This window comes from Mesorhizobium sp. M7A.F.Ca.US.010.02.1.1 (assembly GCF_004023085.1).
Classification (GTDB): Bacteria; Pseudomonadota; Alphaproteobacteria; order Rhizobiales; family Rhizobiaceae; genus Mesorhizobium.
Window position 1 is genome coordinate 38,100 of sequence record NZ_RZRV01000024.1, and the last position, 18,823, is coordinate 56,922.

Genomic DNA, 18,823 nt, shown 5'->3' on the forward strand with positions numbered 1-18,823 from the left:
ACAGCCCATGACCTCCGCCGTCTCCTTCCAGAAAGCCTCGCGCCATTTCGGCAGCGTGCGCGCCGTCGACGCGGTCGATCTCGATATCGCGCCGGGGAAATTCTTCGCCATGCTCGGGCCGTCCGGTTCCGGCAAGACCACTTGCCTGCGCCTCATCGCCGGCTTCGAGCAGCCGACATCGGGCTCGATCTCGATCTTCGGCGAACGCGCCGAGGGCGTTCCGCCCTATCGCCGCAACGTCAACACCGTGTTTCAGGACTATGCGCTGTTCCCGCATCTGAACGTGCTCGACAACGTCGCCTACGGGCTGATGGTCAAGGGCGTCGGCAAGGCTCAGCGGCACAAGGCGGCGGAAGAGGCGCTGTCACTGGTGCGGCTGCCCGGCTATGGCGCCCGCCGCCCCGGCCAGCTTTCCGGCGGCCAGCGCCAGCGCGTCGCGCTCGCCCGTGCGCTGGTCAACCAGCCAAAGGTGCTGCTGCTCGACGAGCCGCTCGGCGCGCTCGACCTCAAATTGCGCGAGAACATGCAGGAGGAGCTGAAGTCGCTGCAGAAGGCGCTCGGCATCACCTTCGTCTTCGTCACCCACGACCAGGGCGAAGCACTGTCGATGGCCGACCGCGTCGCCGTTTTCAACGACGGCAAGATCATGCAGATCGGCACGCCGGAGGATATCTACCAGCGGCCGAAGACGCGTTTTGTTGCCGATTTTGTCGGCTCATCGAATGTACTGCCACCGGATTTCGTCCAGCGTTATTCCGGCCAGCATCGCTGGGGGAGTCTCCGCCCTGAATCCATTCGCGTCGGCCGCGCGGCCAGCGGGGGCACAAGTGGTGAAGGCGTGTCCGCCCGCCTCGTCTCGACCAACTATCTCGGCGCCACGACAAAACTGGCGCTCGACGCCGACGGCCTTCGACTGCACGCCATCATGCCGGCCGGCACGGCCTTGCCTGGGGAAGGCGAGGCGGTCGTGCTGACTTTCAACCGCGAGCACCTGCATCTGATGGACGAGCCGGCATGATGAAGGTTTGCGCATTGCACCCCCCTCTGTCCTGCCGGACATCTCCCCCGCAAGGGGGGAGATTGGCTGTTACCACTGGCTTCGCCAGCTTCCAACGCTGCAGAGCCGGTGAGGCGGACAAGCTGCTGATCTCCCCCCTTGCGGGGGAGATGTCCGGCAGGACAGAGGGGGGTGTGAAGGATCTCGGCCTCTCATACATCCTCCATGAGTACAGAGCTCCATCATGACGACCGCCGCGCTCAGCTCCAATCCCGCGCCCGCCATCCTGCCGGGCAGCGGCGGCCTGCGTGGCGCGCTGTCGGACCTTTTCTGGCGCAAGCCGAAGGTCCTGCTGTTGCTCATGCTGCTGCCGCCGGTGCTTTGGCTGGGCATCGTCTATATCGGCTCGCTGTTTGCGCTCCTGGCGCAGAGCTTTTTCTCCATCGACGAGTTTTCCGGTCTCATCAACCGTGAGTTCACGCTCAAGACCTATGGTGACCTGTTTCAGGCCGCCAATCTCGATATCATCCTGCGCACGGTGACGATGGCGGCTCTGGTCACGCTGGCCTCGGCCGTCATCGCTTTCCCCATCGCCTACTACGCGGCGCGCTATGCGCGCGGTCGCTGGAAGGCCTTGTTCTATCTCGGCATCATGCTGCCGCTGTGGTCGAGCTATCTGGTCAAGATCTACGCCTGGAAGCTCATCCTGGCCAAGGAAGGCATCCTCACCTGGCTCCTCGCCAAGCTGCATTTGTTGTGGGTGCTCGACGCCTGGCTGTCGCTGCCGATCGTCGGCGGCAATTCGCTGTCGGTATCGTTCACCGGCACCTTCATCGTCTTCGTCTATGTCTGGCTACCGTTCATGATCCTGCCGGTACAGGCGGCGCTCGAGCGCGTGCCCGGCAATCTCGTCGAGGCCTCGTCCGATTTGGGCGCTTCGCCCGGCCAGACCTTCCGCAACGTGCTGTTCCCGCTGGCGCTGCCGGGCATCGTCGCCGGTTCGATCTTCACCTTCTCGCTGACGCTCGGCGACTATATCATTCCGCAGATCATCGGCACCTCGCGGCTGTTCATCGGCCAAGCCGTCTATTCGCAGCAAGGCACCGCCGGCAACATCCCGCTCGCCGCCGCCTTCACCGTGGTGCCGATCGTCATCATGGGCTTCTATCTCTGGGGCGCCAAGCGCATGGGGGCCTTCGATGCGCTCTGATGGTTCCCAGTCGGCGCCGCTCGGCCTGAAGATCGCCGCCGCCTGCGGCCTGCTGTTCCTGCATCTGCCGATCCTGCTGATCTTCGTCTATGCCTTCACCACCGAGGAGAAGAGTTTTGTCTGGCCGCCGCCAGGGCTGACGACGCAATGGTTCGCCGTGACCTGGAACCGGCCGGATGTCTGGCAGGCGCTGTCGCTATCGGTCAGGGTTGCCTCGATCTCGACTGCGATTGCTTTGGTCCTCGGGACGCTCTGTTCGGCGGCGGTGTCGCGGACAAAATTCTTCGGCCGCGAAACCATCTCGCTGCTGGTCATCCTGCCGATCGCGCTGCCCGGCATCATCACCGGCATCGCGCTGCGCTCGGCCTTTTCGCTGGCAGATATCCCGTTCTCGTTCTGGACGATCGTGCTTGGCCACGCCACCTTCTGCGTCGTTGTCGTCTACAACAACGCCGTCGCCCGTTTCCGCCGCACCTCCGGATCGATGATCGAGGCATCGATGGATCTCGGCGCCGACGGTTTCCAGACCTTCCGTCATGTCGTGCTGCCCAACATCGCCACGGCACTGCTTGCCGGCGGCATGCTGGCCTTCGCGCTGTCCTTCGACGAGGTCATCGTCACCACCTTCACCGCCGGACAGCAGCAGACGCTGCCGATCTGGATGCTGGAAGAGCTGATCCGCCCGCGCCAGCGCCCGGTCACCAATGTCGTCGCCATGGTCGTCATGCTGGTGACGCTGCTGCCGATCCTTGCCGCCTATTACCTCACCCGCGACGGCGACCAGATCGCCGGAAGCGGGAAATGAAAAACAGCGAATAGCGAGTAGCGAATAGGGAATTTCGGCGGTCAAACCCTACTCGCTACTCCCTATTCGCTCCTGTTAAGGGAGAAACCTTATGGACACCCAGATGCTGATCGGCTCGAAATTCGAGAAGGGCACCGAAACCGAGGAGCCGATCCTCAATCCAAAGACCGGGGCGACCATCCTCAGCCTGCCCGAGGCCAGCCAGGCACAGATTGAGGCGGCGATCACTGCCGCCGAACAAGCGTTCGTCTTGTGGTCGCGCACCACGCCGGCGCAGCGCTCCGGCTATTTGCTGAAGATCGCCGACCGCATCGAGGCCGATGCCAAGGAATTCGCCACGCTCGAGGCGCTCAATTGCGGCAAGCCGATCAACGCCGTGCTCAATGACGAAATCCCGGCGATCGTCGACTGCTACCGCTTCTTCGCCGGAGCCGTCCGTTCGATGCCGGGCGTCGTCGCCGGCGAATACATTCCCGGCCATACTTCGATGGTCCGCCGCGACGCCATCGGCATCGTCGCTTCCATCGCGCCGTGGAACTATCCGCTGATGATGATGGCCTGGAAGCTGGCGCCGGCGATCGCCGGCGGCAACACCGTCGTCTTCAAACCGTCCGAGCAGACACCGCTGACGGCGCTGAAGCTGGCGAAAATCCTTGCGGACATCTTGCCCGAAGGCGTGGTCAATGTCGTGCTCGGCCGCGGCGACAGCGTCGGCAACACGCTGATCAACCATCCCAAGGTCAACATGATCTCGATCACCGGCGATGTCGCCACCGGCAAGAAGGTGCTGCAGGCAGCTGCCAAGTCGGTCAAGCGCACGCATCTCGAACTCGGCGGCAAGGCGCCGGTCATCGTCTTCGACGACGCCGATCTTGGCGCCGTGGTCAACGGGCTGCGCGCCTTCGGCTATTACAATGCCGGCCAGGACTGCACCGCCGCCTGCCGCATCTACGCCGGCAGGAAGATCTATGACAAGCTCGTCGCCGATCTCTCCTCGGCCGTCTCGACCATCAAGTACAATCGTCCCGACGACACTGAAAACGAGATCGGCCCGCTCATCTCCCGCCGCCAGCGCGACCGCGTCTCCAGCTTCGTCGAGCGCGCCTCGGAACTGAACCACATCGAGATCACCACCGGCGGCAAGCCGGGCGAGGGTTCCGGCTTCTACTACCAGCCGACCGTCGTCGCCGGCGCGCTGCAGGAAGACGAGATCGTCCGCCGCGAAGTGTTCGGCCCGGTCGTCTCGGTTACTCGTTTTTCGGAGGTCGACGAGGCGGTGAACTGGGCCAATGACAGCGACTACGGCCTGGCGTCCTCGGTATGGACCAAGGATGTCTCGCGCGCCATGGCGACGGCCGCCCGCCTGCAATATGGCTGCACATGGATCAACACCCACTTCATGCTGACCAACGAGATGCCGCATGGCGGGCTGAAGCAGTCCGGCTACGGCAAGGATATGTCGCTCTATGCGCTGGAGGACTACACCGCCGTGCGGCATGTGATGGTGGCGCATGGTTGAGAAGTGGTCCGCGTAGCAAACGAAAAGCCAATTGCTTGGCTTTTCGAGCTTCGAACGCCCTGCGCCTGCGAAGGGCCGGGCGTGGCTATTTTCTCTTCTCCCCGTTTTACGGGGAGAAGAGTCGCTACTCCACAACGCGATAAATATTCCATAGGCTGGTGCCCGACACGACATAGGGCTCGATCTCCTTGCCCCATTTCGCGTGCGCGTCGATCTTGCCGATCTTGGCGAAGAACGCCTCCAACTGGGCCAGGCTTTCGACCTGGTGATGGGACTCGACGGTCGCCTCCCGCGCGCCGATAGAACCGGTCATGATCTGGAACTCCAGCTCGGCGAGGCCGACCTGCGAGCCGATCTCGCGTTCCCATTTCTTCAACAGGTCGAGCACGGTCTGCTTGTGCCCGAACTTGGCGTCGATCTGCCATCTGGCGCTGAACATCGTCTTCTCCTCCAGGTTTGCGGCCCAGGCTGCGATTGATCCACCGGCTGTTGGTCTACTCGTCCCAGGCCTGCACGACGGTCTGCCTTGCGATCCGCCCGTCCTTCAGCTCCAGCATCGCCGCGCAGAACACCTTGGTGCCGTCCGGATAGGCGCAGGCCTGGGTGAAGGCGAGACTGTCGCCGTCGGCGATGGTGGTATCGACCTTGTGGGTCATCGCGCGGCTGCAGATGTCGTCCCAGAATGTGGTGATCGCGGCGCGTCCGCGGATCTCGCGCGGCTTGCTCGGCGGGTTGTTGCGGTCGATCACCCGCACCAGCGCGTCTTCGGCATAAAAGCTCGACAGCATCTTGCCGTCACGGATTTCGATGGCCTTCTTGATCGCCGCGCCATCCACTGTTTGAGTCTTGGTCAGCATGTCGTTCTCCATTGGCCCGTCTTCCGGGCGGTTGATGGTCGAAGTGCTGCCCGGCGCTTGTCGCCAGGCAGTGGTTTTTACTGCGACTTCGCCTTGACGGCCGCGAACACGTCGTCGGCCTGCTTCTTGAAGGTCGTCAGATCGACCTGGCTGCCGTTGAGCATCGTCGACCAGTGGCGCACGATCGCGGACATCGCCACCGCCTCCTTGATCTCCTCGTCGCTGGCGCCGTTGAGCCTGGCCGCCTCGGTGTGGAAATAGATGCAATACTGGCACGGGATCTGCGCCGCGACGGCGAGGCCCAGCAGTTCCTTGGTCTTGCCGTCAAGCGCCGTCTTCGGGTTGAGCTGCACGCCCTTGATCTCGGCCCAGGCGCCGGCGACGGCCACATCCGGCAACGTCTTGAACATGTCCGGCACCGAGCCGAGCGTCGCCTCAATGCCCTTGTAGGTCGCCGCCGCGGACGCGTCCTCGGCCTTTGCCGGAGCGATGGCGAACAGCGCGCCCACGCTTGCAGCGATCACAAGCAATTTGAGTGTCCGGTTCGACTTCAGCATTTCCTCCTCCGTTCGCAGCACCTTTTCCGGCGACATCCGCCTGGCCTGCATGGAGAACACTGATACCGCTTACCCGCCTTTGGCCGCTTCCCCCGAAAGCGCCATGGCTCTCATGGCCCGTGCGGGCCAGGGTGCCTGACTGAGAACGCCGCCGCCGCCGCCCGCGACGGCAGGTCCAGCTTGAGCAGTATGTTGGCGACATGGCGCTTGACCGTATGTTCGCTCAGCCTCAATTCGGCGGCGATCGCGGCATTGCTCTTGCCATCGGCGACGAGGCTCACCACCTGGCTTTCGCGCGCCGTCAATGCGGCCGGCTCGGCAGCCTTGGGTTTGGGCCGGCCGGCGGGTTCCAGATGTTGTTCGGACGTCGCATGGACCAGCGCCAGCGGCTCCTCCAACTCGTCGACGCTGACGCGCCCGGCGTCGGTGAAATGCAGGCCCGACCCAGCCGCCAGGTCGGCGATGAGACGCGACGCGATAATGTCGCCGCGCCCGGCATGGGCGGCCAGTTGCATCGCCACCCGCGCCGTCATCCCGACGGGCGGACCGCGCACTTCGATCTCGCCGACATGCGCCCCTTGCGCGCTTGCCACGCCGATTTCCTGCGCCGCCTCGCGCAGCGCCGCCGCGCAGCGTATGGCGCGTGCCGGGCCGTCGAAGCGCGAAATCATCAACTCGCCATGCAGGCCCGCCGAACGCCCGCCATGGCGCCCGACCAGCAGCCGCCAGGTTTCCTGGAAGCGCTGGCTGCGTTCGCTCCACATGCGGTCGCCGAGCCGAGCCGTGTCGTAGATACGTGTCACCAGAAGTGCCGCCAGCACGCGGTCCACTTCGCCCACGGCGCGCTCGCCGGTCAGGAATTCCTCTATCAGGTCGGCCACCCCTTCGACATCGCCGGTCCAGATCGGATGGTCGCGTCCGGGAATCTCGACGAGCCGGGCACCGGGGATCTTCTGTGCAAGGAAGCGGCTGGCATCGGGGTCGACCCGCGCATCGTTGCGGCGATGTATCACGAGCGTCGGCGCGCTGATCACGCTCAGGATATGGCGGATGTCGACGTCGGCGTTCATGCGCGCCAGCGCCGTCGCCGCCGTCGGGCTCGCGGACAATCGTTCGAAACGTGCCCACCACTGGGCGAAATGCGCGTCGTCGACCCGGCTCGGCGCGAAATGGGGCAGCGTGGCGCCGGTGCCCCAGGCTGTCTCCGCCATCTCGATGAAAGCGTCGAGGCGTTCGGGCGACATCACCCATTTGTGGAAATGCGCATAGCCGCCATAGAGCGCCAGAGCTCGCGTCCGCTCCGGATAGGTGGCGGCGAACAGCATCGCCATCGGCGCGCCTTCGGAGGAGCCGAGCAGGGCTGCACGGCCGCTGCCGGCGGCGTCCATAACCGCGCGCACATCGTCCATCCGCGTTTCGAGACTGGGCAGGTTATGCGCGTCGACGCGGTCGGAAAGACCGGTGCCGCGCTTGTCGAACAGGATCAGCCGCGAGAATGCCGAAAGCCGCTTCAAGAGCCTGGTATAGCCCTCGTCTTCCCAGTGCAGGTCGAGGTTGGAAATGAAACCCGGCACGAAGACGAGATCGAACGATCCCTGCCCGACCACCTGATAGGCGATCCGCACATCGCCGCTACGGGCGTATCGCGTCTCGATCGGCCTCACGAGATTTCCACCCCGGCCTGACGATTTCTGGTCGTCAAACCATAGCAGAACAGCGCAGATTGCGGCAGATAACTTTAGCGATGGAGAATATAAGCCGGCGCGGCTTGGCGACTATTCCTGCGAGGCGGCGACATCGGCAGGGGAGGGCTCGAGTCCGAGTTTGAGGTCGGCCGCAGCCGGCGTGATCGGCCGCCTGATCCTGGCGGAGGCGGCCACCACCAACTCGTTGAAGTTCCCGGTGCCGTCGTCCAGCATTTCGAAGAACTGCCGCCGCATCCTCGGCTCCCAGAACTTGTTGATGTGCTCGGCGACGCCGGCAATGCCTTCCTCGCGCGGCTTGGAATGGAAGAAATCGGCGATCTGGTTTGCCATGCGCACCAGCTTCTCGGCGGTGCTCATAATGTGTTCTTCGTCATGCGACATGCTTGGCAACTCCGCAAACCACCCGGTCGGGGTGGGTGAAAATATCAAAATCGTCGCCGCGAACCAGCGCCACCAGCGTCATGCCGGCCTCTTGCGCCGTGCGGATGGCAAGTGCGGTCGGCGCCGAGACGGCGATGATGAAGGCCGAGCCGATAGAAGCCGTCTTCTGCACCATTTCAACCGAAACCCTGGATGTCACCACGACAGCACCGGATGCGCCGTCGATGCGGGCTTTGGCCAGCGCGCCGGCCAGCTTGTCGAGCGCATTGTGACGGCCGACATCTTCGCGCGCCATGACGATGCCCTTGCCAGGTACATAGAAGCCGGCGGCGTGCACGGCTCCGGTCTCGGTGTGCAGCGGCTGCACTTTCGACAGAAGCTTGACCGAACGGACAATGTCGTCGGCATCAAGCGTAAGCTTTGAAGCACCAACCGCATCGACCGAGCGCATTGCTTCCTCGATCGATTCGATGCCGCAGAGCCCGCAGCCGACCGGGCCGGCGAGCCTTCGCCGCCGCGCTTCAAAACGAGTGTTGGCTCGGTCCTTCAGCCGGATCTGGATGTCGATGCCGGCGCCATGGTCCTCGACCTCGATCGCTTCGATCTCATCCGGTAACGAGATGATGCCTTCGGTCAGCGAGAAGCCGAGCGCGAAATCCTCGAAGTCGGCCGGGCTCGCCATCATCACGGCGTGGGTGGTGCCGGCAAAGGAGAACGCCACCGGCGTCTCTTCCGGCACCATGCGGTCGGCAGCAGCCGTGCCGCTGGCGCGATGCGCCAAGCGGGAAATTTGGCTGAGAGGCTGGCGGGTACGCATCAGGTTCGCTTCATCCAAACAGGCGCCAATTCGGGAACATCATGGGCAATGGCTTCAAACGCCTCGTAGTGTCCGTTGCCCATTATCTTGCCGACGATGCTCCGAAGCTTTTCGAAATCCTCTTTGGCAGCATGTCCCTGAATATCACTTAGGAAGCGATCCAGATCGGCGCCTTGCTTCTCACAAAGGCGAAGGAGCATTTCGTAGGCTTCCTTTCGGGTCACCTTTGTTCCTCCATCAAAGTAACTTCGCTCTCGTTCCCTCGAAGGCGAGGTGCCAAGACTACTCCGCCGCTTCCAGCTTCGCGATGCGCCGGCTCTGCTTGGCCTGCTCGTCATAGTCGCGCTGCCATTCCGACGGCCCGTTGGAGGCGCCGACCTGCACCGCCGTCACCTTGTATTCCGGACAGTTCGTCGCCCAGTCGGAGAAGTCGGTGGTGATGACGTTGGCCTGCGTGTCCGGATGATGGAACGTCGTGTAGACCACACCGGGCGACACCCGGTCGGTGATCAGCGCGCGCAGCGTCGTCTCGCCCGAGCGGCTGGTCAGCCGGACCCAGTCGCCGTCGCGCAAGCCCCGGTTCTCGGCATCGTGCGGATGGATCTCAAGCCGGTCCTCCGAGTGCCACATGCTGTTGTCGGTGCGCCTGGTCTGCGCGCCGACATTGTACTGCGACAGGATGCGGCCGGTGGTGAGCAGCAGCGGGAAGCGTGGCCCCGTCCTTTCGTCTGTCGCCACATATTCGGTCCGGATGAACTTGCCCTTGCCGCGCACGAACCCGTCGATGTGCATGATCGGGGTGCCGAGCGGTGCCTTCTCGTTGCAGGGCCATTGCACGGATCCGACACGGTCGAGCAGCTCAAAGGAGACGCCGGCGAAGCTCGGCGTCGTCATCGCGATCTCGTCCATGATCTGCGAGGGATGCTGATAGTTCCAGTCCAGCCCGATCGCGCGGGCAAGTTCCTGCGTCGCCTCCCAATCGGCGTAGCGCGCCTTCGGCTCAAGAACCTTGCGCACCATGTTGATGCGGCGCTCGGCGTTGGTGAAGGTGCCGTCCTTCTCCAGGAAGGTCGAGCCCGGCAGGAAGACATGCGCGTAGTTCGCCGTCTCGTTGAGGAAGAGGTCGTGCACGACGACGCATTCCATCGCGGCAAGGCCGGCGGCGACATGCTTGGTGTCGGGATCGGACTGCAGAATGTCTTCGCCCTGGATGTAGATGCCCTTGAAACTGCCGTCAACGGCGGCGTCCAGCATGTTGGGGATGCGCAGGCCGGGTTCGTCGTCCAGCTTCACGCCCCACAAGGTCTCATAGATATCGCGTACGGCTTCGCCGGAGATGTGGCGATATCCCGGCAGTTCGTGCGGGAACGAGCCCATGTCGCACGAGCCCTGCACGTTGTTCTGGCCGCGCAGCGGGTTCACGCCGACGCCTGGCCGGCCGATATTGCCGGTGGCCATGGCGAGGTTGGCGATAGCCATAACCGTGGTCGAACCCTGGCTGTGTTCGGTGACGCCGAGGCCGTAATAAATCGCGCCGTTGCCGCCCTTGGCATAGAGGCGGGCGGCACCCCGGATCAACTCCGGATCGACGCCGGAAAGCTTGCCGACGGTTTCGGGGCTGTTTTCCGGCAAGGCGACGAACGATGCCCAATCCTGGAACTCCGTCCAGTCGCAGCGTTCGCGGATGAAGGCTTCGTCGAACAGGCCCTCGGTGACGATCACATGCGCCAGCGCCGTCAGCACGGCCACATTGGTGCCGGGCTTCAGCGGCAGGTGGTAATCCGCTTCGATATGGGCCGACTTGACCATCTCGGTGCGGCGCGGATCGAGCACGATCAGCTTGGCGCCCTGGCGCAGCCGCTTCTTCAGCCGCGAGGCGAACACCGGGTGGGCGGAAGCCGGATTGGCGCCGATGATGACGGCGACGTCGGTGAAGTCGACGGAATCGAAATCCTGCGTGCCAGCGGAGGTGCCATAGGTCTGGCCGAGCCCGTAGCCCGTCGGCGAATGGCAGACTCGTGCGCAGGTGTCGACATTGTTGTTGCGGAAACCTTGCCGCACCATCTTCTGGACTAGGTAAGTTTCCTCATTGGTGCAGCGCGAGGAGGTTATGCCGCCGATCGAGGTGCGTCCATACTGGTACTGGATGCGGCGGAATTCCTTGGCCGTATGGGCGATCGCCTCTTCCCAACTCACCTCGCGCCACGGGTCGGTGACCTTTTCCCGGATCATCGGCGACAGGACGCGGTCCTTGTGGGTGGCATAGCCATAGGCGAAACGGCCCTTGACGCAGGAATGGCCGTGGTTCGCCTTGCCCTCCTTATAGGGCATCATGCGAACGACTTCGTCACCCTTCACCTCGGCCTTGAATGAGCAGCCGACGCCGCAATAGGCACAGGTGGTGACGGCGGAGCGCTCCGGCAGGCCCTTGGCAAGCACCGTCTTCTCACGCAGCGCATCGGTTGGACAGGCCTGGACGCAGGCGCCGCAGGACACGCATTCCGAATCGATGAACGCCTCGTGCATCCCCGCCGAAACCCGGGATTCGAAGCCTCGTCCCTCGATGGTCAGCGCGAAGGTGCCCTGCACCTCTTCGCAGGCCCGCACGCAGCGCGAGCAGACGATGCATTGCGAGGCATCATAGGTGAAATAGGGGTTGGACTCGTCGCGGGCGATGTAGTCGACCGCCAGCGAGCCATGGCCGGGCGCCACGCCACCTTCCGGCTTGACGTGGTTGCGACCTTCGATGCCGTAGCGGTTCTCGATCAGGCCGATCGACTTCGCCACTGCATCGAACTCGCTGGCGCCGGTTCCGGCCTGTTCGTTCCAGCCGGTCGGATGGTCGGAGACGTAGAGTTCCATGACGCCTCGGCGAATGGCGTCGAGCCGCTCGGTCTGCGTGCGCACGATCATGCCTTCGCCGACGGGCGTCGTGCAGGACGCCGGCGTGCCGCCACGTCCTTCGATCTCGACAAGGCAGACACGGCACGACCCGAAGGAGTCCAGCATGTCGGTGGCGCAAAGCTTCGGGATCTCGACCCCGCCCTCCATGGCCGCACGCATGATCGAGGTGCCTTCCGGCACGGTGATGCTGCGCCCGTCGACGTTCAGCGTGACCTGCTTCTGCGCCTTCGATTGGGGGGTTCCGTAGTCGATCTCTTCGACGAGGGAGGGGAAGTCGGCCTTGATGTTCATCTGCCAGCTCCTATTCGGCAGCCACGCGCACGGGCGCTGGCTTGAAGTCGTCGGGGAAATGGGTGATCGAGCTCATCACGGGATAGGGCGTGAAGCCGCCCAGCGCGCAGAGCGAACCAAACTTCATCGTGTTGCAGAGATCGGTGACCAGAGCGAGGTTCTTCTCCGGCTCAATGCCCGCAACTATTCTGTCGATGGTCTCAACCCCGCGCGTCGAGCCGATGCGGCAGGGCGTGCATTTGCCACAGCTTTCGATGGCGCAGAACTCCATGGCGAAGCGCGCCTGTTTCAGCATGTCGGCGGTGTCGTCGAACACCACGATGCCGGCATGGCCAATCAGCCCGTCCTTGGCGGCGAAGGCTTCATAATCGAATGGCGTGTCGAACAGCGCGCGCGGGAAATAGGCGCCGAGCGGCCCGCCGACCTGCACGGCCTTGACGGGGCGCCCCGTGGCCGTGCCGCCGCCGATCTCGTCGACGATCTCGCCCAGCGTCATGCCGAAAGCGGCTTCGAACAGACCGGCATATTTGACGTTGCCGGCGATCTGGATCGGGATCGTGCCGCGCGAGCGGCCCATGCCGAAATCCTTGTAGTAGGCCGCACCCTTGTCCATGATGACAGGCACCGAGGCCAGCGAGATGACGTTGTTGATCACCGTCGGCTTGCCGAACAGCCCCTTATGCGCCGGCAGTGGCGGCTTTGCCCGAACCATGCCGCGTTTGCCCTCGAGCGAATCGAGCAGCGCCGTCTCCTCGCCGCAGACATAGGCGCCGGCGCCGACCCGGATCTCCATGTCGAAAGCGTAGGGTGAGCCCAGCACGCTGGCGCCAAGAACGCCAGCCTTGCGGGCGATCTCGACGGCCTTGTTCATCACCGCCACCGCATGCGGATATTCCGAGCGGACATAGACGAAGCCCTTCGTCGCGCCCGTGGCTATACCGGCGATCGTCATGCCTTCGATCAGCACGAAGGGATCGCCCTCCATGATCATGCGATCGGCGAAGGTACCCGAATCGCCTTCGTCGGCGTTGCAGACGATGTATTTGCGGTCGCCTGCGGTATCGAGCACCGTTTTCCACTTGATGCCGGTCGGGAAGCCTGCGCCGCCGCGCCCGCGCAGGCCCGACTCGGTAACCTGGGCGACGGTGGCGGCAGGCGTCAGCGCCAGCGCGTTCGTCAGTCCGTTCAACCCGCCATGCTTCTTGTAGGATTCGAGCGAAAGCGGATCCGTGACGCCGCAGCGCGCGAAGGTCAGCCGCGTCTGCTTGGCCAGGAAGGGGATCTTGTCCGGCGTGCCCAGCCAGCGCTTGTGGTGGCCGCCGGTGAGGAAGCCGCTGTCGAACAGGCTTTTGACGTCGGACGGCTTGACCGGCCCGTAGGCGATGCGGCCATTGGCTGTCGCGACTTCGACCATAGGCTCGAGGAAATAGGCGCCGCGCGACCCGTTGCGCACGATCTTGGCTTCGATGCCGCGCTCGGCGAGTTCGCCGGCGATCGCCTTGGCGACCTTTTCGGCGCCAAGCGCCAGCGCACCGGAATCGCCGGGAATGTAGATACGCGGGATCATGAGCGCACCTCTGCAACGATCTCGTCGAGCTTCTCGTCATCGAGCCGCCCGATCACCTCGCCATCCAGCATTGCGGCGGGCGAACAGGCGCACAGGCCGAGACAATAGACCGGCTCCAGCGTCACCGAACCGTCGCGGGTCGTCTCATGGAAGCCGATGCCCAGCAATTGCTTCAGCTTGGCGGCGATGGCGTCCGAACCCATCGACTGGCAGGATTCCGCCTGGCAGAGCTTCAGCACATGCCTGCCTGCCGGGTGGCTGCGGTAATCATGATAAAAGCTGACGACGCCGTGCACCTCGGCCCTGGAAATGTTCAGCGCCTCGGCGATGACCGGCAGCGCATCCTTGGGCACATGGCCGAACTCTTCCTGGATGCCGTGAAGGATCGGCAGCAATGGGCCTTCGAGGCCCTTCATCTCCTGGATGATCGCGGCCGTGCGCGACGTAATCTCGGTACTTGCAGGCTGCATTGTCATGCAGCGCCCTCCCTATCGTAGCGACCCATACTATCGGCCAAGAGCATCAAGCTGTTTTGGAACAACGACATGCGCGTGCCGCTTTATCGCTAAGTGCTTAAGAAACCAGAGAAAACCTCTGAAATCAATAAAGCGGTTTCGTTGTACGATAGAAATTTTCTATCGTTCCGTTTGGCTAACTCTGTCTAGCGGAACGGTTGGCGTGGAAATCGTCCGCCAGCGCCATTGCCTCGTCCAGCAGCGCCGAGACCAAAGGTGTGTGCGGTTCGCGCGGTGTCGCCACCAGGCCGACCGTGTGGCTGGCATCTGGCTCGATGATCGGAATGGCCCGGATCGGCTCGGAAAAGCCGAATGTTTCCGCAAGGTTGAGCGGCATGATCGACGACCATTTGCCGGTGCGGATGTGCGAAAACAGCACGATCATGGAATTGGATTCCAGCGTCGGTCGCACCTGCACGCCAGCTTCGGCCAGATGCTGATCGATGATGCGGCGGTTCTGCATGTCCGGCGTCAACAGACACAGCGGCAGGCTCGAGAGCTCCGCCCATGTCACTTTGTCGCGGTCGGAATAGGGATTCCCCATCGCGGTGATCAGTTGGTAGCGCTCGCCATAGAGCGGCACGCTGGTCACCCGCCCCAGCGGCTCGTTGTCGAGATAGGTGATCCCGGCATCGATGTCGAAATTGCCGAGCAGCGACAGCACCTCGATCGAGGTCCGCGACAGCACCGAAAAGGTGACGCCGGGATGCTTTTCGCGAAACGGCGTCGTCAGCCGCGGCAGCATGGCGAGCGCCGTCGGGATGGCGGCGATGCGGATACGGCCGGAAAGTCCGTGGCGCGCCGCGCGCATTTCCTCGCGCATGGTTCTGGTGTCGCCGACGATGCGGCGTGCCCACACCAGCACCTGTTTTCCCTCCGGCGTCAGCCCCTGGAAGCGTGAGCCGCGCAGAACCAGCATGACGCCAAGCTGGCCTTCCAACTGCTTGATGCCGGCCGAGAGCGTCGGTTGGGTGACACCGCACACCTCCGCCGCCCGGCCGAAATGCTCCTCCCTGGCGAGCGCGATGAAGAATTCCAGCTTGTCGATCATGCGATCTTTCCGGTCGTTCGCTGCAAGGTCGGGGAAATTGTGCTCTACCGCAAGCACCACGCACAATTGCCCGGCATCCACACCTTTAAGCCGGCTACCTATTTCCCGCGGCGCGATGCGGCGCTATGTGGATGAAACTGGGAGATCGACCATGCTGGGCTGGTTCCGCAAGCTTTTGCCGCGCGAAGATCGCTTCTTCGACCTGTTCGAACGACATTCGCGCACCGTGGTCGGCGGTGCCGAGGCGCTGGAGCAGCTTCTCCAGGGCAGGGATATCGACCTATGGTGCCAGAAAATCATCGATCTCGAAGATGAGGCCGACCACATCACCGCGGAAGTCCTGCTGGCGGTGCGGCGCTCCTTCATCACACCCTTCGATCGCGGCGACATCAAGGACCTGATCCAGTCGATGGATGATGCCATCGATATGATGCACAAGACGGTCAAGACGGTGAAGCTGTTCGAGCGCAAGGAGTTCGATCCGCTGATGCAGGAAATGGGTGGCGTCATCGTCGCCGCCGCCAAGCTGGTGGCCGAGGCGATCCCGCTGCTCAGCAAGGTCGCGACGCATACTGTGCGCCTCAACGCCATCGCCGAAGAGGTAATGCGCGTCGAAAGCCGGGCCGACGACCTGCATGAGCAAGGGCTGAAGGATCTCTTCAGGAAGCACGGCAGCAGCGATCCGATGGCCTATATGATCGGCTCAGAGATTTATGGCCAGCTGGAAAAGGTGGTCGACCGCTTCGAGGACGTCGCCAACGAGATCAGCGGCATCGTCATTGAGAATGTCTAGGTGATGGAAGCCACCATTGCCTTTCCCGTGCTGGCCGGCCTCGTCGCCGTCGCACTGTTCTTCGACTTTCTCAACGGCCTGCACGATGCCGCCAATTCCATCGCCACCATCGTTTCCACCCGCGTGCTGCGGCCGCAATATGCGGTGCTGTGGGCGGCATTCTTCAATTTCATCGCCTTCATGTTCTTCGGCCTCCACGTTGCCGAGACCGTGGGCAAGGGTATCATCGACGTCAGCATCGTCACCCCGGCGGTGATCTTTGCAGCGCTCGTCGGCGCCATCGTCTGGAACATCGTCACCTGGATCGCCGGCATCCCGTCGAGCAGCTCGCACGCGCTGATTGGCGGTCTGGTCGGCGCCGGTGTGGCAAAGGCAGGCGTGGGCGCCATCGTCTGGACAGGGCTTGGCAAGACGGTTGCGGCAATCGTCTTGTCGCCAGCGACCGGCTTTATCCTGGCTCTTGTCCTGATCCTTGCCGTTTCCTGGCTCTTCGTGCGCCAGACACCGTTTGCGGTCGACAGCACCTTCCGCGTCATGCAGTTCTTTTCCGCCTCGCTCTATTCCCTCGGGCACGGCGGCAACGACGCCCAGAAGACCATGGGCATCATTGCCGTGCTGCTCTATTCGCAAGGCATGCTCGGCGCGACTTTCTATGTGCCGCTGTGGGTCGTGCTCACCTGTCAGACGGCGCTGGCGCTCGGTACGTTGTTCGGCGGCTGGCGCATTGTCCACACCATGGGCTCGAAGATCACCCGGCTGAACCCGATGCAGGGTTTTTGCGCCGAGACCGGTGGGGCGATCACGCTGTTTGCCGCGACCTGGCTCGGCGTTCCCGTATCGACCACGCACACGATCACCGGCGCCATCATCGGCGTCGGCGCCGCCCGCCGCGTCTCGGCCGTGCGCTGGGGCATTGCCGGCAATATCGTCATTGCCTGGATCGTCACCCTGCCGGCCACCGCTTTGATTTCGGCGCTCACCTACCTCGCGGTTGGCCTGGCGAGGTGAGGTGAGGAAATCTACCTGTCCACAAGGTTCAGGATGTTGCCGTCTGGATCCTTGAACCAGGCGACCTTCATTCCGTAACCGACGTGGATATCGCCCTCCAGTGTCAGGCCCGGCATCTGATAGTGCTCGAAGGCGACGCCCTTCGACTTCAGCGCCTTGACGATATCGCCGATCCCGTCGCCAACCATCCAGGTCACCGCTGTCGCCTTATTGGTTCCGGCAAATTGGGAATGATAGACGTTGAGGGTGGTATCGCCACTTTTGTAGACGATCAGTTCGCCGCCCTCATCGTGCACCTGTTGCAGGCCAAGCGTTCCCTCGTAGAAAGCCTTGGCCTTTGCCAGGTCGCTTACCGCCAGATTTGCCGTTGCGTTGCTGTTTGCGAGCATGATGGTCTCCTTTCCTGGTTGTCGGCCCGTGCTGGTCACCGAAATAGGTCGCCGCGATCGTTTGACGACTGTCGCTTGACCTGATTGTTGGCCGCATCGGCGCTCGATTATCTGGAAGACGTTTGGCGTGGATGAAATCCGACAGGACCCGCCGCTTTTTCAGGCACGCCAAGACAGCCATTGCTCCACGGCTTGGTTCTGTCCGGAAACTGCATTATCTCAGGTGCAAGCTGCATCTCAGGCGCAAGCTGCGTAAGGAAAAACTGCCATGTCCGTCACCAAGGAAATCGTCACCGAGCGTCTGAAGACGGTCAACGGGCCGGATTTCACCGGCAACATCGTCGACCTCGGCATGGTTTCGGAAATTTTCATCGCCGACGGGAAGGTCTTCTTCTCGATTACCGTTCCCGCCGCCCGCGCCCAGGAGATGGAGCCGCTGCGCGCTGCCGCCGAGCGTGTCGTCAAGGCGATCCCCGGTGTCGCCGGCGCCGTCGTCGCGCTGACGGCCGAAAAGAAGGGCGGCGGCATGGAGGCGCCGGTTCCCTCGCGCCCCGCACCCAGGCCCGCGCCGCCGGCTCAGCCCGCTGCCGCCGCGGCGCGTGCGACTCCGCACGCACCGGCCTCGCACAGCTCGGGCAAGCGTGGCGTGCCCGGTATCGAGGCGATCATTGCCGTTGCCTCCGGCAAGGGCGGCGTCGGCAAGTCGACCACCGCCGTCAACATCGCGCTCGGCCTCGCCGCCAACGGCTTGCGCGTCGGCGTGCTGGATGCCGACATCTACGGACCGTCCATGCCCAGGCTGCTCAACATCCACGGACGGCCGCAGACCGTCGACGGCAAGATCCTGAAACCGATGGAGAATTACGGCCTGAAGGTGATGTCGATGGGCTTCCTCGTCGACGAGGAAACGCCGATGATCTGGCGCGGCCCGATGGTGATGTCGGCGCTGACGCAGATGCTGCGCGAGGTCGAATGGGGCCGTCTCGACGTGCTCGTCGTCGACATGCCGCCCGGTACCGGCGACGCGCAACTGACCATGGCCCAGCAGGTGCCGCTGGCTGGTGCTGTCATCGTCTCGACGCCACAGGATCTGGCCCTGATCGACGCGCGAAAAGGCCTCAACATGTTCAAGAAGGTCGACGTCCCGTTGCTCGGCATCGTCGAGAACATGAGCTATTTCATCGCCCCGGACACCGGCAAGCGCTACGACATCTTTGGCCATGGCGGCGCGCGCCGCGAGGCCGAGCGCCTCGGCGTCACCTTCCTTGGCGAAGTGCCGCTCGAGATGGGCATCCGCGAAAGTTCGGATGCCGGCACGCCGGTTGTCGTCTCGAAGCCTGACGGCGCCGAGGCGAAAATCTATCGCGACATCGCTTCGAAGGTCTGGGACCGGGTCAATGAAGAGCGTGGCGCGGCGGCAGCGGCGGTGCCGAGTATTGTGTTCGAGTGACGCCCG

At 63.5% G+C, this 18,823-nt stretch carries 19 protein-coding genes; 7 read left to right on the forward strand and 12 right to left on the reverse strand.

Annotated elements, in window-relative coordinates:
- The first annotated feature begins 7 nt into the window (after positions 1 to 7).
- The 4 genes from EOA19_RS22535 (at position 8) to EOA19_RS22555 (ending at position 4,531) form a co-directional block, all read left to right on the forward strand.
- Positions 8 to 1,018: an ABC transporter ATP-binding protein gene (locus tag EOA19_RS22535; RefSeq protein ID WP_128304834.1), complete on the forward strand. Its 1,011-nt coding sequence runs from the start codon at positions 8 to 10 to the stop codon at positions 1,016 to 1,018.
- 223 nt (positions 1,019 to 1,241) lie between these two features.
- Positions 1,242 to 2,207 carry an ABC transporter permease gene (locus EOA19_RS22545; protein WP_023811677.1) on the forward strand — a complete coding sequence of 322 codons (966 nt, stop codon included), beginning with the start codon at positions 1,242 to 1,244 and terminating at the stop codon, positions 2,205 to 2,207.
- Complete coding sequence (locus tag EOA19_RS22550; RefSeq protein WP_127320604.1) at positions 2,197 to 3,012, forward strand: ABC transporter permease; 816 nt, start codon at positions 2,197 to 2,199, stop codon at positions 3,010 to 3,012. Before EOA19_RS22545 ends, EOA19_RS22550 begins: the two co-directional genes overlap by 11 nt.
- 91 nt (positions 3,013 to 3,103) lie before the next feature.
- On the forward strand, positions 3,104 to 4,531 hold the full coding sequence (locus tag EOA19_RS22555; protein ID WP_128304835.1) for a gamma-aminobutyraldehyde dehydrogenase: 1,428 nt from the start codon (positions 3,104 to 3,106) through the stop codon (positions 4,529 to 4,531).
- Between the two features lie 124 nt (positions 4,532 to 4,655).
- On the opposite strand, the gene EOA19_RS22560 is transcribed toward EOA19_RS22555, so the two are convergent.
- The 11 genes from EOA19_RS22560 to EOA19_RS22610 form a co-directional block, all read right to left on the reverse strand.
- A complete protein-coding gene (locus tag EOA19_RS22560) occupies positions 4,656 to 4,970 on the reverse strand; it encodes a hypothetical protein (protein WP_127290045.1) in 315 nt (104 codons plus the stop codon).
- A 55-nt stretch (positions 4,971 to 5,025) separates the two neighbouring features.
- Positions 5,026 to 5,388 carry a nuclear transport factor 2 family protein gene (locus EOA19_RS22565; RefSeq protein WP_128304836.1) on the reverse strand — a complete coding sequence of 121 codons (363 nt, stop codon included), beginning with the start codon at positions 5,386 to 5,388 and terminating at the stop codon, positions 5,026 to 5,028.
- 77 nt (positions 5,389 to 5,465) lie between these two features.
- Positions 5,466 to 5,945 carry a carboxymuconolactone decarboxylase family protein gene (locus EOA19_RS22570; protein ID WP_128304837.1) on the reverse strand — a complete coding sequence of 160 codons (480 nt, stop codon included), beginning with the start codon at positions 5,943 to 5,945 and terminating at the stop codon, positions 5,466 to 5,468.
- A 110-nt stretch (positions 5,946 to 6,055) separates the two neighbouring features.
- Positions 6,056 to 7,609 (reverse strand): alpha/beta fold hydrolase, encoded by a 1,554-nt coding sequence (locus EOA19_RS22575; RefSeq protein WP_128304838.1) that lies wholly within the window; start codon positions 7,607 to 7,609, stop codon positions 6,056 to 6,058.
- Positions 7,610 to 7,720: 111 nt separating this feature from the next.
- Positions 7,721 to 8,032 carry a formate dehydrogenase subunit delta gene (locus EOA19_RS22580; protein ID WP_023811684.1) on the reverse strand — a complete coding sequence of 104 codons (312 nt, stop codon included), beginning with the start codon at positions 8,030 to 8,032 and terminating at the stop codon, positions 7,721 to 7,723.
- Positions 8,022 to 8,849: a formate dehydrogenase accessory sulfurtransferase FdhD gene (gene fdhD, locus EOA19_RS22585; protein ID WP_128304839.1), complete on the reverse strand. Its 828-nt coding sequence runs from the start codon at positions 8,847 to 8,849 to the stop codon at positions 8,022 to 8,024. Before fdhD ends, EOA19_RS22580 begins: the two co-directional genes overlap by 11 nt.
- Positions 8,849 to 9,073: a hypothetical protein gene (locus tag EOA19_RS22590; protein WP_128304840.1), complete on the reverse strand. Its 225-nt coding sequence runs from the start codon at positions 9,071 to 9,073 to the stop codon at positions 8,849 to 8,851. The genes fdhD and EOA19_RS22590 overlap by 1 nt, the downstream gene beginning before the upstream one ends.
- 58 nt (positions 9,074 to 9,131) lie before the next feature.
- Positions 9,132 to 12,044, reverse strand: a complete 2,913-nt coding sequence (fdhF, locus tag EOA19_RS22595; protein ID WP_128304841.1) for a formate dehydrogenase subunit alpha — start codon at positions 12,042 to 12,044, stop codon at positions 9,132 to 9,134.
- A 10-nt stretch (positions 12,045 to 12,054) separates the two neighbouring features.
- On the reverse strand, positions 12,055 to 13,611 hold the full coding sequence (locus tag EOA19_RS22600) for an NADH-quinone oxidoreductase subunit NuoF (RefSeq protein WP_128304842.1): 1,557 nt from the start codon (positions 13,609 to 13,611) through the stop codon (positions 12,055 to 12,057).
- A complete protein-coding gene (locus EOA19_RS22605) occupies positions 13,608 to 14,087 on the reverse strand; it encodes a formate dehydrogenase subunit gamma (RefSeq protein WP_023811689.1) in 480 nt (159 codons plus the stop codon). Before EOA19_RS22605 ends, EOA19_RS22600 begins: the two co-directional genes overlap by 4 nt.
- A 175-nt stretch (positions 14,088 to 14,262) precedes the next feature.
- A complete protein-coding gene (locus EOA19_RS22610) occupies positions 14,263 to 15,177 on the reverse strand; it encodes a LysR family transcriptional regulator (protein ID WP_128304843.1) in 915 nt (304 codons plus the stop codon).
- A gap of 151 nt (positions 15,178 to 15,328) precedes the next feature.
- Here EOA19_RS22610 and EOA19_RS22615 point away from each other — a divergent pair, with 151 nt between their 5' ends.
- Positions 15,329 to 15,970 (forward strand): DUF47 domain-containing protein, encoded by a 642-nt coding sequence (locus tag EOA19_RS22615; protein ID WP_023811691.1) that lies wholly within the window; start codon positions 15,329 to 15,331, stop codon positions 15,968 to 15,970.
- 3 nt (positions 15,971 to 15,973) lie between these two features.
- The gene (locus EOA19_RS22620; protein ID WP_023811692.1) at positions 15,974 to 16,978 is read left to right on the forward strand and encodes an inorganic phosphate transporter; all 1,005 of its coding nucleotides are present in this window, start codon (positions 15,974 to 15,976) and stop codon (positions 16,976 to 16,978) included.
- A gap of 11 nt (positions 16,979 to 16,989) precedes the next feature.
- On the opposite strand, the gene EOA19_RS22625 is transcribed toward EOA19_RS22620, so the two are convergent.
- On the reverse strand, positions 16,990 to 17,367 hold the full coding sequence (locus EOA19_RS22625; protein WP_023811693.1) for a VOC family protein: 378 nt from the start codon (positions 17,365 to 17,367) through the stop codon (positions 16,990 to 16,992).
- Positions 17,368 to 17,635: 268 nt separating this feature from the next.
- Here EOA19_RS22625 and EOA19_RS22630 point away from each other — a divergent pair, with 268 nt between their 5' ends.
- Entirely contained in the window at positions 17,636 to 18,817 is a 1,182-nt protein-coding gene (locus EOA19_RS22630) for an Mrp/NBP35 family ATP-binding protein (protein ID WP_128304844.1), read from the forward strand.
- Positions 18,818 to 18,823 lie beyond the last annotated feature (6 nt).

Excerpts from the sequence above, each read along its gene's own strand:
- EOA19_RS22630 (WP_128304844.1), top strand. The coding sequence starts at position 17,636 with ATGTCCGTCACCAAGGAAATCGTCACCGAGCGTCTGAAGACGGTCAAC.
- EOA19_RS22620 (WP_023811692.1), top strand. The coding sequence starts at position 15,974 with ATGGAAGCCACCATTGCCTTTCCCGTGCTGGCCGGCCTCGTCGCCGTC.
- EOA19_RS22560 (WP_127290045.1), bottom strand. The coding sequence starts at position 4,970 with ATGTTCAGCGCCAGATGGCAGATCGACGCCAAGTTCGGGCACAAGCAG.
- EOA19_RS22570 (WP_128304837.1), bottom strand. The coding sequence starts at position 5,945 with ATGCTGAAGTCGAACCGGACACTCAAATTGCTTGTGATCGCTGCAAGC.
- EOA19_RS22625 (WP_023811693.1), bottom strand. The coding sequence starts at position 17,367 with ATGCTCGCAAACAGCAACGCAACGGCAAATCTGGCGGTAAGCGACCTG.
- EOA19_RS22615 (WP_023811691.1), top strand. The coding sequence starts at position 15,329 with ATGCTGGGCTGGTTCCGCAAGCTTTTGCCGCGCGAAGATCGCTTCTTC.
- EOA19_RS22545 (WP_023811677.1), top strand. The coding sequence starts at position 1,242 with ATGACGACCGCCGCGCTCAGCTCCAATCCCGCGCCCGCCATCCTGCCG.
- EOA19_RS22555 (WP_128304835.1), top strand. The coding sequence starts at position 3,104 with ATGGACACCCAGATGCTGATCGGCTCGAAATTCGAGAAGGGCACCGAA.
- EOA19_RS22610 (WP_128304843.1), bottom strand. The coding sequence starts at position 15,177 with ATGATCGACAAGCTGGAATTCTTCATCGCGCTCGCCAGGGAGGAGCAT.
- EOA19_RS22580 (WP_023811684.1), bottom strand. The coding sequence starts at position 8,032 with ATGTCGCATGACGAAGAACACATTATGAGCACCGCCGAGAAGCTGGTG.
- EOA19_RS22600 (WP_128304842.1), bottom strand. The coding sequence starts at position 13,611 with ATGATCCCGCGTATCTACATTCCCGGCGATTCCGGTGCGCTGGCGCTT.
- fdhD (WP_128304839.1), bottom strand. The coding sequence starts at position 8,849 with ATGCGTACCCGCCAGCCTCTCAGCCAAATTTCCCGCTTGGCGCATCGC.
- EOA19_RS22535 (WP_128304834.1), top strand. The coding sequence starts at position 8 with ATGACCTCCGCCGTCTCCTTCCAGAAAGCCTCGCGCCATTTCGGCAGC.
- fdhF (WP_128304841.1), bottom strand. The coding sequence starts at position 12,044 with ATGAACATCAAGGCCGACTTCCCCTCCCTCGTCGAAGAGATCGACTAC.
- EOA19_RS22565 (WP_128304836.1), bottom strand. The coding sequence starts at position 5,388 with ATGCTGACCAAGACTCAAACAGTGGATGGCGCGGCGATCAAGAAGGCC.
- EOA19_RS22550 (WP_127320604.1), top strand. The coding sequence starts at position 2,197 with ATGCGCTCTGATGGTTCCCAGTCGGCGCCGCTCGGCCTGAAGATCGCC.
- EOA19_RS22605 (WP_023811689.1), bottom strand. The coding sequence starts at position 14,087 with ATGACAATGCAGCCTGCAAGTACCGAGATTACGTCGCGCACGGCCGCG.